The sequence below is a fragment of the Streptomyces sp. genome (assembly GCF_031181705.1).
GTDB lineage: Bacteria > Actinomycetota > Actinomycetes > Streptomycetales > Streptomycetaceae > Streptomyces.
On the sequence record NZ_JAPSKN010000010.1, the window covers coordinates 17,214 to 30,216 of the forward strand.

Consider the following 13,003-nt stretch of genomic DNA (forward strand, 5'->3'; position numbering starts at 1 on the left):
CCCCGCCCGGCGACGCGGAGGGCGAGGTGCCGGACACCGCCGTCGCAGCCGGCGAGCCGGCACTCGCGCCCGGTCCCGGGAGCGGGTGAACGGCCCCGGGAGCAGGTGAGCCGGAAACCGCCGGGGTCGTCGCACGGCCGGAGGCGGCACGCGTCCGGTCGCCCCGGCCCTGTCCGCCGGCCCGGTCGATCGCCTCGCGGTAGCGGGACACCGTCCCCTCCGCGGCCCGGGCCCAGGTGAAGTGCCGCAGGACCCGTTCGCGTCCGGCCGCGCCGAGCCGTGCGCGCAGGTCCGGGTCGCCCAGCAGGCGGCCCAGCCCCGCGGCCAGGGCCTCGGAGTCGCCCGGGGGCACCGCCAGGCACGTCTCGCCGTCCCGCCCGGCGACCTCGGGGATCGCGCCCCCGGTCGTGGCGAGCAGCGGCGTCCCCGTCGCCATGGCCTCCGCGGCCGGCAGCGAGAAGCCCTCGTAGAGGGACGGCACGCACGCGACCTGCGCCGAGCGCACCAGGTCGACGAGTTCCGCGTCGGAGATGCCCTTGACGAACTCCACGGCGCCTGCCAGCCCGTAGCGCTCCACGGCCTGGGCGACCGGCCCCTCGGCCGGGCGCTTGCCGACCACGACGAGATGCGCCCCGGGGTGCTCCGCGCGCACCTTCGCCAGCGCCTCGACCAGATGGACCAGGCCCTTGAGCGGCACGTCCGCGCTGGACGTCGTCACGATCCGGCCGGGGACGACGGGCACGGACGGGTCCGGCGAGAACAGGTCGGTGTCGGCGCCGATGTGGACCACGTGGATCCGGTCCGGCCGGACGCCGAGGTGGTCGACGATCTCCTGGCGGGACGTGCCGGAGACGGTGAGCACGGACGGCAGCCGCCGCGCCACCCGCTTCTGCATGCGGGTGAAGGCGTACCACCGCCGCACCGAGCAGCGCCGCTGCCAGCCGTCCGCCGCGTCCAGCTCCAACTGGCGGTCCACGGTGATGGGGTGGTGGATCGTGGTCACCAGGGGCGCGCCGACGTCACCCAGCAGGCCGTAGCCGAGGGTCTGGTTGTCGTGGATCACGTCGAACTCGCCGCGCCGGGCGCGCAGATGGCGGCGGGCGCGCAGCGAGAAGGTCAGGGGCTCGGGGAAGCCGCCGGTCCACATCGTCGCGACTTCCAGCGCGTCGATCCAGTCGCGGTACTCGCCGCGCCCGGGCGTGCGGAAGGGGTCCGGCTGGCGGTACAGGTCGAGGCTGGGCAGCTCGGTGAGGCGCAGGCCGTCGTAGCCCTCGTCGAGCACCGGGTACGGCTGGGCGCCGATGACCTCGACCCGGTGGCCGAGGCGGGCCAGTTCACGGGAGAGGTGCCGGACGTAGACGCCCTGACCACCGCAGAACGGGTTCCCTTTATAGGTGAGGAGCGCGATGTCGAGCGGTCGCAAGCCGTCGGCAGCGGGGTCCTCCGGGGCCCCGGCCTCCCTGGCCTCAGCGGTCACTCTGGGCCCCCTTCTCCCTGCACTGTCCCGCGAGATTACGCCGGGACGCTAATCTAGAACAAGTTTCAGACTTGATCGTTCGGAGGCTCCGAATCTACCGGCAGGTAGGGGCGCTGTGACCAGTGGATCAGGTGATTCACGCCACGGCCGCCGCCGTGCCATGCTGTCTGATCACTCGTCCTCACGGACGGTCACGGAACGGGACCGAGCCATGCCCGCGGAAGCCCAGGTGAACGCCAAGGTGAACAAGGTGGCCAAGCCGGCCAAGGTGGAAGCCGGAGCCGCAGCCGCCCCTGCGCTGACCCAGCGGCAGCAGGCCCGTCGCCGCCGCATCCTGCACGCGAGCGCGCAACTGGCCGGCCGGGGCGGTTTCGACGCCGTGCAGATGCGTGAGGTCGCGGAAGTCTCCCAGGTGGCGCTCGGCACGCTGTACCGCTATTTCCCCTCCAAGATCCATCTGCTGGTCGCCACGATGCAGGACCAGCTGGAGCACATGCACGGCACGCTCCGGAAGAAGCCGCCGCAGGGCGCCGCGGCGGCCGAGCGGGTGGCCGAGACGCTGATGCGGGCCTTCCGCGCCCTGCAGCGCGAGCCGCAGCTGGCCGACGCGATGGTCCGCGCCCTCACCTTCGCCGACCGCAGCGTGAGCCCCGAGGTCGACCAGGTCTCCCGGCAGACCACGGCGATCATCCTGGACGCGATGGGCCAGCAGGACCCGACCCCGCAGCAGTTGTCGGCGGTCCGGGTCATCGAGCACACCTGGCACTCGGCCCTGATCACCTGGCTCTCGGGCCGCGCCTCCATCGCCCAGGTCAGGATCGACATCGAGACGGTCTGCCGCCTGATCGACCTGACGGCGCCGGACGCGCGGGGATGACCTGCTCCTCGGACCCCCTGGCACCGGATCCCCCACGGTCCGAGCGCCATCGCCGTCTCGCGGGCCGAGGACCGTCCGCGCCGCCTGGTGACACCGGGCCGCGCGGAAGCGGTACCGGCCGGTACGTGGCGGTGTAGGTCAGATCCGGTGAACTGTCCGCCATCACGAGGCACTTGATGGTGTGCTGCGCCCTCTAGGATGGTCCGACGCAACGCTCGCACCGGGAGATATGCCCATGGGCACCGAAGAGGCCGCATTCGTCACGACCGGCGGCGGGGCGCTGGACGCCCGGTCGGCCGGGCCCATGGTGCCGCGGCTGGTGCTGGGCGCCCGGCTGCGGCGGCTGCGCGAGGAGCGGGGCATCGGCCGCGCGGACGCCGGAGAGGTCATCCGCTCCTCCCCGTCGAAGATCAGCCGCATGGAGGCCGGGCGCCACGGCTTCAAACTGCGGGACGTCGCCGACCTGCTCACCCTCTACGGCGTCACCGACGAGGCCGAGCGCGCCACCCTGCTGGCCCTGGCCGAGCAGGCCAACACCCCGGCCTGGTGGCGCTACTACGGCGATGTCGTGCCCACCTGGATGCAGACGTACCTCGGGGCCGAGCAGGCGGCGAGCCTCGTCCGCTGCTACCAGGTGCAGCGCGTGCCCGGCCTGCTGCAGACGCCCGACTACGCCCGCGCCTCCCTCCGCGTCGCCCATCCCGACGCCGGCCCGGCGGAGATCGAGCGCCGGGTCGCGCTGCGGATGACCCGCCAGCGGATCCTGCACCGGCAGCCGCCGACCAGGCTGTGGGCCGTGCTGGACGAGGCGGCGCTGCGCCGTCCGGTGGGCGGGATCCGGGTGATGCGCGCCCAGCTCAGGCAGCTCATCGAGGCATGCCGGCTGCCGCAGGTCACGCTGCAGATCCTGCCGTTCACCTCCGGCGGGCACGCGGCCGAGGGCGGCCCGGTGACCATCCTGCGCCTGCCCGGCGGGCAACTGCCGGACATGGTCTACCTGGAGAAGCTCACCACCGCCCTGTACCCGGACAAGCCCGGGGAGATCGAGCGCTACTGGGACGCGATGAACCGGCTGGTGGTCGAAGCCGAGTCACCGGACGAGACTCCGACCATCCTGCACCGCGTGCTCCAGGAGACCTGACGGCCGACGGGACGCCCGACGGCCGGCAGGCCGCCTGACGGCCGCACGGGCGGTGCGCCGGCTCAGGCCTTGCGGGCCACTCCGCCGTACTGGTGCACCTCGGCGGGCAGGCCCAGGGCCGCCGCGTCGGGGCGCCAGCGGGAGCAGGACGTCACGCCCGGTTCGAGCAGTTCCAGTCCGTCGAAGTGGCGCGCGATCTGCTCCGGGCTGCGCAGGATGTAGGGGATCGAGCCGCCCTCGTTGTACTGGTCGATGGCCCGGACGTAGTCCTCGCTGGTGTCGGTGGAGTCGTAACTCACGAGGAAGCTGCCGGAGGGCAGGGCGTCCACCAGCTGCCGCACGATCGAGCGGGCCTCGTCGTGGTCCTCGATGTGGCCCAGGATGCCCATGAGCATCAGCGCGACGGGCCGGTCGAAGTCCAGGGTCTTGCCGGCTTCCCGGATGATCGTCTCCGGCCGGCGCAGGTCGGCGTCGACGTAGTTGGTGACGCCTTCCGGGGTGCTGGTGAGCAGCGCGCGGGCGTGGGCGAGGACCAGGGGGTCGTTGTCGACGTAGACGATCCGGCTCTCCGGGGCGACGCGCTGGGCGATCTGGTGGGTGTTGTCCACGTTGGGCAGGCCGGTGCCGACGTCCAGGAACTGCCGGATGCCCTCCTCGGCGGCGAGGTGGCGGACGGCGCGGGCGAGGAAGTAGCGGGCGGCGCGGGCCCCGGTCTCGATCCCGGGGAAGATCTCCCGGAACGCGTCACCGGCGACGCGGTCGACCTCGTAGTTGTCCTTGCCGCCCAGCCAGTAGTTCCAGATCCGGGCCGAGTGCGGCACCGAGGTGTCGATCTTGTCGAACGGCTCCTGCTCGGAGTTCTCCACCTGGTCGGTCATGGACGCTCCTGCGTGTGATCGGGACTCCCCACGTTAGCCGGTCCACACCCTGGTGAGGATCAACTCCTCGCGGCTTCCCACGAGTTCGGCCGCCGCCTCACTCATGCCCGGATGGGCGCCACGGCGGCGCGGCGCCCCGGTCGGGGCCGGCCGCGTGAGCGCGGACCCGGCCCCCTCGGGCGGTTCCCTACGGGCGGGTACAGTAAGCGGGTCGTCATCACACCGTACGGGGGGAAGCCGGTGCAATTCCGGCGCTGACCCGCAACCGTGAGCCGCCACCAGCACGGCGGTGAGCCGGATCGCCGCGTACGGTTCGTGACCGGCTCACGTGCCCGGCGGTCCGCCGGCGCACGGCACCGTCGAGGTATACGGAGCCGAGCCGCCGGGGTGTCCCGCGCTGCCCGGCTCCCCCACAGGGAGAGGCACCCGCCGATCATGAACGTCCGCCGCAGCGCCGCGGTCCTGGCCGCCGTCGCCGTGATCGGCGCCGCCGCCCCGGCCGCCGCCGACCCGTCCCCCTCGCCGTCCCAGGCGCTCCCCTCCGCCCTGTACGGCGACGCGGACCCGAAGTACGACGGCGTCTGGCGCCAGTCGCTGGCGCTGCTCGCGCAGGACACGGCCGGGGTGAAGCCGGCCGCGAAGTCCGTCCAGTGGCTGGTGCGCCAGCAGTGCGCGGACGGCGGGTTCGCCTCCTACCGCCCCGACCCCGCCACCGCCTGCGACGCCAGGACGCCGCTCGACACCAACGCCACGTCCGCCGCCGTACAGGCCCTGACCGCGCTCGGCGGGCACGACGACGTCACCGGAAAGGCCGTCGGCTGGCTGAAGTCCGTCCAGAACAAGGACGGCGGCTGGGGTTACGCGCCCGGCGGCGCCAGCGACACCAACTCCACGTCGGTCGTCATCGGCGCGCTCGCCGCCGCCGGCGAGGAGCCGGGCCGGGTGGAGAAGGGCGGCAAGTCTCCCTACGACGCGCTGCTGAAGCTCGCGCTTCCCTGCGACGGGGACGGCGCCGGGGCGTTCGCGTTCCAGCCGGACAAGAAGGGCGACCTGGCCGCCAACGCGGACGCCACGGCGGCCGGTGTGCTCGGCGCCCTGGGCCACGGCATGGTGGTGAAGCCCGGCAAGAAGGCCGGCAAGACGTCCGGCCCGGCCTGCGCCGAGCCGCGCACGCCGGAGCGGGCGGCGGCGAACGGGGCCGCGTACCTCACCTCCGCCCTCGGCAGGGACGACGACCACCTGATGTCGGCCCTGGCCGGTGCCGAGCCCCAGCCCGACTACGGCAACACCGCCGACGCGGTCGTCGCACTGGCCGCGCGGGGCGACAGCCAGCAGGCGCAGAGGTCCGTGCGGTGGCTGGCGAAGAACTCCGCGACCTGGGCCGCGCGGAGCGGGCCGGCCGCCTACGCGCAGCTGATCTTCGCCGCCCACGCGACGGGCACGGACCCGCGCGACTTCGGCGGCGCGGACCTGGTGAAGCAGCTGAACGCGACGGGCCCGGCCCCGCAGGCCGCCGCGAAGTCCGGCGAGAAGGCCGCCGAGGAGGACAAGGACTCCGACTCCGTGTTCGGCGTCTGGTGGTACGTCGGTGTCTGCCTCGTCGCGGGGATCGGCATCGGGTTCCTGTTCACCGGCCGCCGGAAGCGGCAGCCGTGATCCGCCGGGCCGTTCTCCTCCTCCTGGCCGCGATCCTGCCGGTCGTGGGCGCGGGCCAGGCGGCCCAGGCCGCCGGGTACCGCTACTGGTCGTTCTGGGAGCGCGAGGGCGACCGCTGGGTCTACGCCACCCAGGGCCCGTCCACGGCCCGCCCCTCGGACGGTGACGTCCAGGGCTTCCGCTTCGCGGTGAGCGAGGACTCCGCCGACGCGGCCCGGCCGCGCGGCCGGGCCGGTTTCGCGGCGATCTGCGCGAGGACGCCCGCCCGGGACGGCACGAAACGCGTCGCCCTGGTCCTGGACTTCGGCACCCGCGACGACGCCCCCGAGGGCGAGAGGCCGCCCGCCGCGCGCACGGCCTGCGCCCGGGTCTCCCCGGACGCGACGACCGCTCAGGCCCTGGCCGCGGTCGCCGAGCCGCTGCGCTACGACACCAACGCCCTGCTGTGCGCGATCTCGGGCTACCCGGAGCGGGGCTGCGGCGAGCAGGTCGCGCGGAAGGAGCGGGGCCCGGCGGCGGGGAAGAAGCAACAGCCGGACGACGGCCCGTCCCTCGGCCTGGTGGCGGGCATCGGCGTGGTGGTCCTCCTGGGCGGGGCGGCGATCTGGCAGGTACGCCGGCGTGGGTAGGTCGCTCCACCCCGGCGCCTGGTGGCTGTGGGCCCTGGCCCTCGGCACCGCGGCCACCCGTACCACCAACCCCCTCCTGCTCGCCCTCCTCGTCGCCGTCTCCGCGTACGTCGTGGCGACCCGTCGCCCCGACACCCCCTGGTCCCGCTCCTACGGCGCCTTCGTGAAGCTCGCCCTCGCCGTGCTGCTGATCCGCCTGCTGTTCGCGACGCTCCTCGGCTCCCCGATCCCCGGCACGCACACCCTGTTCACCCTCCCCGAAGTCGCCCTGCCCGCCTGGGCGCAGGGCATCCGCCTCGGTGGCGAGGTCACGGCGGAGGCCCTCACGTTCGCGCTGTACGACGGCCTGAAGCTGGCCACGCTGCTGATCTGCGTGGGCGCCGCGAACGCCCTGGCCAACCCCTCCCGGCTGCTGAAGTCCCTCCCGGGCGCGCTGTACGAGACGGGCGTCGCGGTGGTGGTGGCCCTCACCTTCGCCCCGAACCTCATCGCCGACGTCCAGCGCCTGCGCGCCGCCCGCCGTCTGCGCGGCCGCCCCGACAAGGGCGTCCGGGGCCTGCTGCAGGTGGGCCTGCCCGTACTGGAGGGCGCCCTGGAGCGCTCCGTCTCCCTCGCCGCGGCGATGGACGCCCGCGGTTACGGCCGTACGGCCCAGGTGCCCGCCGCGGTACGCCGGACCACCGCCGCCCTCACCCTCGGCGGCCTGCTCGGCGTCTGCGCCGGAACGTACGGGCTCCTCACGGCCGAGGGCGGCACCTACGGCGTGCCCGTGCTCCTGGCCGGTGTCACCGCCGCCCTCGCGGGCCTCAAGCTCGGCGGCCGCCGCTGTCTGCGCACCCGCTACCGCCCGGACCGCTGGGACGTGCGCGCCTGGCTGGTCGTCGCCTCGGGCGTGGCGGTGGCGGCCCTGGTCACCCTCGCCTCCGTGCGCGACCCCGCCGCCCTGCACCCGGGTGTGGTCCCGCTCGTCGCCCCGACTCTGCCCGTCTGGCCGGCGGCGGCCGTCCTGCTCGGCCTGCTGCCCGCGTTCGCCGCCCCCGATCCCGAGGAGCCGTCGTGATCCGCTTCGAGGACGTGTCCGTCACCTACGACGGGGCCGCCGGACCGACCGTCCAGGGCATCGACTTCGAGGTCCCCGAGGGCGAACTCGTCCTGCTGGCGGGCCCGTCCGGGGTCGGCAAGTCGACCGTCCTGGGCGCGGTCAGCGGTCTCGTCCCGCACTTCACCGGCGGCACGCTGCGCGGCCGGGTCACGGTCGCCGGCCGCGACACCCGCACCCACAAGCCGCGGGAACTGGCCGACGTGGTGGGCACGGTGGGCCAGGACCCGCTGGCCCACTTCGTCACCGACACCGTCGAGGACGAACTGGCCTACGGCATGGAGTCGCTGGGGCTCGCGCCGGACGTGATGCGCCGCCGCGTGGAGGAGACGCTCGACCTGCTCGGCCTCGCCGACCTGCGCCACCGGCCGATCGCCACGCTCTCCGGCGGCCAGCGGCAGCGGGTCGCGATCGGCTCGGTCCTCACCCCGCACCCGGGCGTCCTGGTCCTGGACGAGCCGACCTCCGCGCTCGACCCGGCGGCGGCCGAGGAGGTTTTGGCGGTCCTCCAGCGGCTGGTGCACGACCTGGGCACGACGGTGCTCATGGCCGAGCACCGCCTGGAGCGCGTCATCCAGTACGCCGACCGGGTCGTCCTGCTGCCGGCCCCGGGTGCCGCCCCCGTGCTCGGCCCGCCGGCCGAGGTGATGGCCGTCTCGCCGGTGTACCCCCCGGTGGTGGCCCTGGGCCGCCTGGCGGGCTGGAACCCCCTGCCGATGACGGTCCGCGACGCCAGGCGCAGGGCGGCAGACCTCAGACGCCGACTGGAGAACGACGCCCCTCAGGGGCGCGGGGAACTGCGCGACAAGCCACAGCCCACCCGCACCCGCGAACGCTCGGCAGCTCCCACCCCGGTAGGCGCACTCCACGCCCTCTCCGTCACCCGCGCCCGCGTCCGGGCCCTCCGCGACATCGACCTCACCATCACCCCCGGCGAGACGATCGCCCTCATGGGCCGCAACGGCGCCGGAAAGTCCACCCTGCTCAACTCCCTGGTCGGCCTGGTCACCCCCAGCTCGGGAACCGTCCGCCTCGGCGAAGCCGTTCCGCACCGCACCGCCCCGAAGGACCTCGTCCGCAGGGTCGGCCTGGTCCCGCAGGAGCCGCGCGACCTGCTCTACGCCGACACCGTCGCCGCCGAGTGCGCCGCGGCCGACAAGGACGCGGGCGCGGCCCCCGGCACCTGCCGGGCCCTGGTCACGGAACTGCTCCCGGGCGTCGCCGACGACACGCACCCGCGGGATTTGTCGGAGGGGCAGCGGCTCGCACTGGCCCTGGCCGTCGTGCTGACGGCCCGGCCGCCGCTGCTCCTGCTGGACGAGCCGACCCGGGGTCTGGACTACGCGGCGAAGGCCCGTCTGGTCGCGGTGCTGCGCGGCCTGGCCGCCGAGGGCCACGCCATCGTGCTGGCGACGCACGACGTGGAACTGGCGGCGGAGCTCGCCCACCGGGTGGTGCTGCTCGCCGAGGGCGAGGTGATCGCGGACGGCCCGACGGCGGAGGTCGTGGTCTCCTCCCCGTCCTTCGCGCCGCAGGTCACCAAGATCCTGGCCCCGCAGCAGTGGCTCACGGTCTCCCAGGTCCGCGCGGCCCTCGGTACCGGGGGCGCCTCGTGAGGACGCAGCGGCAGGCGCGGGCCGTCCGCCTCGGCCCCCGCTCCCTCGCCGCCCTGGTCCTGGTCAGCGCCGTCGGGGTGGCCGGCTTCGGCTGGCCCTTCCTCGCGCCGCCGGACTCGCGGATCAGTGCGCACGCGCAGGACGCGCCCTGGCTCTTCGCGGGTCTGCTGGTGCTGCTGGTGGCGGTCGTGGCCGCGGCGATCTCGGAGTCGGGGCTGGGCCCGAAGGCGGTGGCGATGCTCGGCGTGCTGGCCGCGGTGGGGGCGGCCCTGCGGCCGATCGGCGCCGGGACCGCCGGGATCGAGCCGATGTTCTTCCTGATGGTGCTGAGCGGCCGGGTGCTCGGCCCCGGTTTCGGTTTCGTCCTCGGCTCGGTGACGATGTTCGCGTCCGCGCTGCTCACGGGCGGGGTCGGACCCTGGCTGCCGTTCCAGATGCTGGCGATGGGCTGGTTCGCGATGGCGGCGGGCCTGCTGCCGGGCCCGGACCGGCTGCGCGGCCGGGCGGAGCTCGCGCTGCTCGCGGCGTACGGCTTCCTCGCGGCGTTCGTCTACGGCACGGTGATGAACCTGGCGGGCTGGCCCTTCATGAGCGCGCTCGCCTCGAACGTCGCCTTCGACCCGCACGCGCCGGTCCCCACGAACCTGGCCCGTTTCCTCGCCTACTGCCTGGCCACGTCGCTCGGCTGGGACCTGGGCCGGGCGGTCGTCACGGCCGTCCTGACCCTCACCCTCGGCCCGGCGGTCCTGCGGGCGCTGCGCCGGGCCACGCGGCGGGCGGCCTTCGAGACGCCCGTCACGTTCGACGCGCCCCCGGGGGAGCCCGGGAGTGAAGCCCCCCACATGACCCGCGTCACGTACGAGGCGGGGCCGTAGACACAACGCCCGGTCACATGGACCGGGCGCCCCGGCCATGCGGCCATCCCTAGTACAAGGGTTCATTGCGGGCATCGGGCGGGGCCTGTTTCTCTGGACGACCGCCCACCCGTGGCGCAGACCGAAGGCGGCGGCCCCCTGATCCCCGGGGCCGTCGCCTTCGATCATTCAGCGGTTGCGGCCGCCCAGTCGACGAAGCTGGTGAACACGGCGGGGTCGAGGGTGAGGACCGGTCCCGCTGGGTTCTTGGAGTCGCGTATCGCGACGGTGGTGTGGGGCGTTTCGGCGACTTCGAGGCACTGGCCGCCTTGGTCACCGCTGTAGGACGACCTACGCCACTGCATCTCCATAGCGTTCCTCCATTACGCGCCGGATGAGCTCCGCCGAGTCGTTGAGGGAAAGCGCGGCAGCCCGCAGGTGATCGTAACGGAGCGAACACTCCCTGGCGGTGTCCGGGTTCGCGGTCGGATACCCGCTGCCGTACCCCTCCGTGTAGACGATGGTGGGGTCGCTGGAAAACCGGTAGAGGTCGAACGAGCCTTGCAGCCCGGCGTGCGCACCCACCGAGAACGGCAACACCTGGACGTTGATCCGAGGATTGCCTTCGAACGACAACAGGTGGGCGAGTTGCTCCCGCATGACCTCCGGACCGCCGATCTCCAGGTGCAGAGCGGCTTCGCTGAGGACCGCCCAGAAGACAGGCGGCTCAGCCCTCTCGAAGACCCGCTGGCGAGCGAGCCGCACCGCCGTGCGGTCGTCGAGGTCGCTCCGGTCCAACGCGCCCAGCACGGCCCGCGCGTACCCCGGGGTCTGAAGCAACCCGAGGACCATGTGCGTCTGGAAGGAGCAGACCTCCGTGGCCCGCACTTCCAGCTCCGCCACCTGCTGGAACCAGGCCGGAAGCCGACTGCGCAGCACCAGGTCCACGAGCCGGGAGAACAGGCCGTCCGTGCCCAGCGCCGCATCCGCCCGTTCACTGAACTCCGGCGTGGGCACCTTGCGGGCCGTCTCGATCTGCCCAACGAGCGAGCCGGTGTAGTTGACGATGTCCCCCAACTGCCGCTGCGTCAGCCCGGCCGCCTCCCTGTGCCGGCGCAGCTCGTAGCCGTAGTAGTCGAGCGGGGAGGCCCCCGGGTCGAGCGCGTTGATGTTGGTCACGCAGAGCCCCTCTCACGCAACACCGCCCACCACGGGACGGGTTGTATCCGTTCCGTAGCCGAGGGTAGTCACCGCACGTCAGCCTCGTCCCGTGAACGAATACATTCCCGCCCAGTACACGATGCGCCTCATCGTCGGCTCGCACGCTCCCCGGCACATCCGCCGTATCGCCCGCTCGCTCCTGGCCGAGTGGGGCATGCCCGAGCTGTCCGACCCCGTGGAGCTGGGCGTGACCGAGCTGCTCGCCAACGTCGTACGGCACGTCCCGGACCGGCGCTGCGTGCTGCTGTTGCTGCGGCAGCGGACCGGCGTACGGGTGGAGGTCACGGACGGCAGTGACGAACTGCCGCGCACCCCGGCCGCTTCGGACGAGGAGTCGGAGGGCGGCCGGGGCCTGCTTCTGCTCGACGCCGTGGTCGGCAAGTGGGGCGTGTCGCTGGAGTCCGGCGGCGGAAAGACCGTCTGGTTCGAGTGCGGGGCGGACGCCCCCACCGTCCGCTCCAGCGAGCCGGGCGCTACGCCCCGGCGAACTGCGTGGTGAGCGTGTGGCGGTAGCGGCGGGCGACGAGTCGGTCGGCCTCCGGGGTGCGCTGGTAGTAGACCCGGCTGCCTTCCCGCACCCGGTTGAGCAGCCCCACCCGGTGCAGCCGCAGCAGGTGGTACGACACCGTCGACGCGCTCATCCGGTGCCGCTCGGCGAGTTCCGTGGTCGTGCGGGAGCTGCCCAGGTCGGACAGGAGGAGCAGCCGGGCCTCGCCGATCACCTTGCCCAGCTCGCCCTCCGCCGCGGGCCCCGCCGCCGGGGCGCCGTCGGACGCGCCGCTCGCGCCCACCGGGTAGACCAGGTGGGTCCCTCCGTCACCCCAGGGGTCGTCGCGCAGCAGCCAGGTGGAGGCGAGGGGCGAGGGGTGGAGCACCATCCTGCTCCCCTCGAACACCTTCCAGGAGCGATCGTCACGGATGTGCAGCACACCGGAGTCGTAGGAGACCGCCGGATGCAGCGAGTTGAGGGTGGCGCTCAGGCCGCGGCTCGCCATGGAGGCGCCCCGGTGCCGGATGTCCGCCTCCATCCGGCACCGCAGGACCTCCCACCGCTCCGCCATGAACCCGCGCCAGAAATGACCCAGTTCGGAGGCCACCCGCTGGACGAACGACTGCTCCCCGGCGTCCAGCGCGGCGGCGATCGTGGTGACGCCAGCGGACGGCTTCGCCTGCCCGGCCCGGGCGAGCGTGAGGACCCTGTCCACCTGTTGGGCCACCACGCCGTCGGGCGTCGTGGCCAGTTGGTGAAGTTCCCCGTCCAGCGCGCCGTGCGACTCGCACTGCGGGAGCAGGAACCCCGGCGCGTAGCCGCGGATCTCCCCGCGCAGCGCCGCCAGCAGGCGTAGATCCTTCCGGAAGAGGATCTCCCGCACCCCGGGTCGCTCCCGTGGCTGTTCCGTACCCGCAACCGTTCCGCCGAGGCCCAGAAGGAACACCATCTGCGCCAGCGGAGACAGCGCAAAGGTCGCATCCGTCAGCGCATCGGCACCCAAACGCACAGAAATCACTCGATCCCCCTGCTGTCGTTGGGCGGCAGCCGCCGGTCCGGTCACGA

At 73.6% G+C, this 13,003-nt stretch carries 13 protein-coding genes and 1 riboswitch; of the genes, 8 read left to right on the top strand and 5 right to left on the bottom strand.

From position 1 onward, the window contains the following. On the bottom strand, window positions 1-1,477 hold a 1,477-nt coding region (locus RIN80_RS03955), incomplete at its 3' end, for a glycosyltransferase family 4 protein (RefSeq protein ID WP_309094057.1). Window positions 1,478-1,688: 211 nt separating this feature from the next. Here RIN80_RS03955 and RIN80_RS03960 point away from each other — a divergent pair. After that, window positions 1,689-2,354, top strand: coding sequence for a TetR family transcriptional regulator (locus RIN80_RS03960; RefSeq protein ID WP_309094058.1), 666 nt, complete (start codon window positions 1,689-1,691; stop codon window positions 2,352-2,354). 235 nt (window positions 2,355-2,589) lie between these two features. Further along, window positions 2,590-3,495 carry a helix-turn-helix domain-containing protein gene (locus RIN80_RS03965; protein ID WP_375141603.1) on the top strand — a complete coding sequence of 302 codons (906 nt, stop codon included), beginning with the start codon at window positions 2,590-2,592 and terminating at the stop codon, window positions 3,493-3,495. A 62-nt stretch (window positions 3,496-3,557) separates the two neighbouring features. Here RIN80_RS03965 and RIN80_RS03970 read toward each other — a convergent pair whose 3' ends face one another. Beyond that, the gene (locus RIN80_RS03970; RefSeq protein WP_309094059.1) at window positions 3,558-4,373 is read right to left on the bottom strand and encodes an SAM-dependent methyltransferase; all 816 of its coding nucleotides are present in this window, start codon (window positions 4,371-4,373) and stop codon (window positions 3,558-3,560) included. A 187-nt stretch (window positions 4,374-4,560) separates the two neighbouring features. Beyond that, window positions 4,561-4,698: riboswitch (cobalamin riboswitch) on the top strand. Window positions 4,699-4,808: 110 nt separating this feature from the next. On the opposite strand from RIN80_RS03970, the gene RIN80_RS03975 reads away from it, so the two are divergent. Genes RIN80_RS03975 through RIN80_RS03995 form a run of 5 tightly spaced genes read left to right on the top strand, consistent with a single transcriptional unit; the run spans window position 4,809 to window position 10,248 of the window. After that, window positions 4,809-6,029 carry a terpene cyclase/mutase family protein gene (locus RIN80_RS03975; RefSeq protein ID WP_309094060.1) on the top strand — a complete coding sequence of 407 codons (1,221 nt, stop codon included), beginning with the start codon at window positions 4,809-4,811 and terminating at the stop codon, window positions 6,027-6,029. Next, window positions 6,026-6,658, top strand: a complete 633-nt coding sequence (locus RIN80_RS03980) for an SCO2322 family protein (RefSeq protein WP_309094061.1) — start codon at window positions 6,026-6,028, stop codon at window positions 6,656-6,658. Before RIN80_RS03975 ends, RIN80_RS03980 begins: the two co-directional genes overlap by 4 nt. Continuing rightward, window positions 6,651-7,718, top strand: a complete 1,068-nt coding sequence (locus tag RIN80_RS03985; RefSeq protein WP_309094062.1) for a CbiQ family ECF transporter T component — start codon at window positions 6,651-6,653, stop codon at window positions 7,716-7,718. Before RIN80_RS03980 ends, RIN80_RS03985 begins: the two co-directional genes overlap by 8 nt. Next, window positions 7,715-9,373: an ATP-binding cassette domain-containing protein gene (locus RIN80_RS03990; RefSeq protein WP_309094063.1), complete on the top strand. Its 1,659-nt coding sequence runs from the start codon at window positions 7,715-7,717 to the stop codon at window positions 9,371-9,373. Before RIN80_RS03985 ends, RIN80_RS03990 begins: the two co-directional genes overlap by 4 nt. Next, window positions 9,370-10,248: an ECF transporter S component gene (locus RIN80_RS03995; RefSeq protein WP_309094064.1), complete on the top strand. Its 879-nt coding sequence runs from the start codon at window positions 9,370-9,372 to the stop codon at window positions 10,246-10,248. Before RIN80_RS03990 ends, RIN80_RS03995 begins: the two co-directional genes overlap by 4 nt. 164 nt (window positions 10,249-10,412) lie before the next feature. Here the strand turns inward: RIN80_RS03995 and RIN80_RS04000 are convergent, their stop codons facing one another. Together RIN80_RS04000 and RIN80_RS04005 are read right to left on the bottom strand one after the other, a co-directional pair. Next, the gene (locus RIN80_RS04000; RefSeq protein ID WP_309094065.1) at window positions 10,413-10,592 is read right to left on the bottom strand and encodes a DUF397 domain-containing protein; all 180 of its coding nucleotides are present in this window, start codon (window positions 10,590-10,592) and stop codon (window positions 10,413-10,415) included. Further along, a complete protein-coding gene (locus RIN80_RS04005; RefSeq protein ID WP_309094066.1) occupies window positions 10,579-11,406 on the bottom strand; it encodes a helix-turn-helix transcriptional regulator in 828 nt (275 codons plus the stop codon). The genes RIN80_RS04000 and RIN80_RS04005 overlap by 14 nt, the downstream gene beginning before the upstream one ends. 91 nt (window positions 11,407-11,497) lie before the next feature. Between RIN80_RS04005 and RIN80_RS04010 the strand changes: the two genes are divergently transcribed. After that, complete coding sequence (locus tag RIN80_RS04010; protein ID WP_309094067.1) at window positions 11,498-11,947, top strand: ATP-binding protein; 450 nt, start codon at window positions 11,498-11,500, stop codon at window positions 11,945-11,947. Here RIN80_RS04010 and RIN80_RS04015 read toward each other — a convergent pair. Continuing rightward, window positions 11,922-12,821, bottom strand: a complete 900-nt coding sequence (locus tag RIN80_RS04015; protein ID WP_309094068.1) for an ArsR family transcriptional regulator — start codon at window positions 12,819-12,821, stop codon at window positions 11,922-11,924. The genes RIN80_RS04010 and RIN80_RS04015 overlap by 26 nt on opposite strands. Window positions 12,822-13,003: the final 182 nt, after the last annotated feature.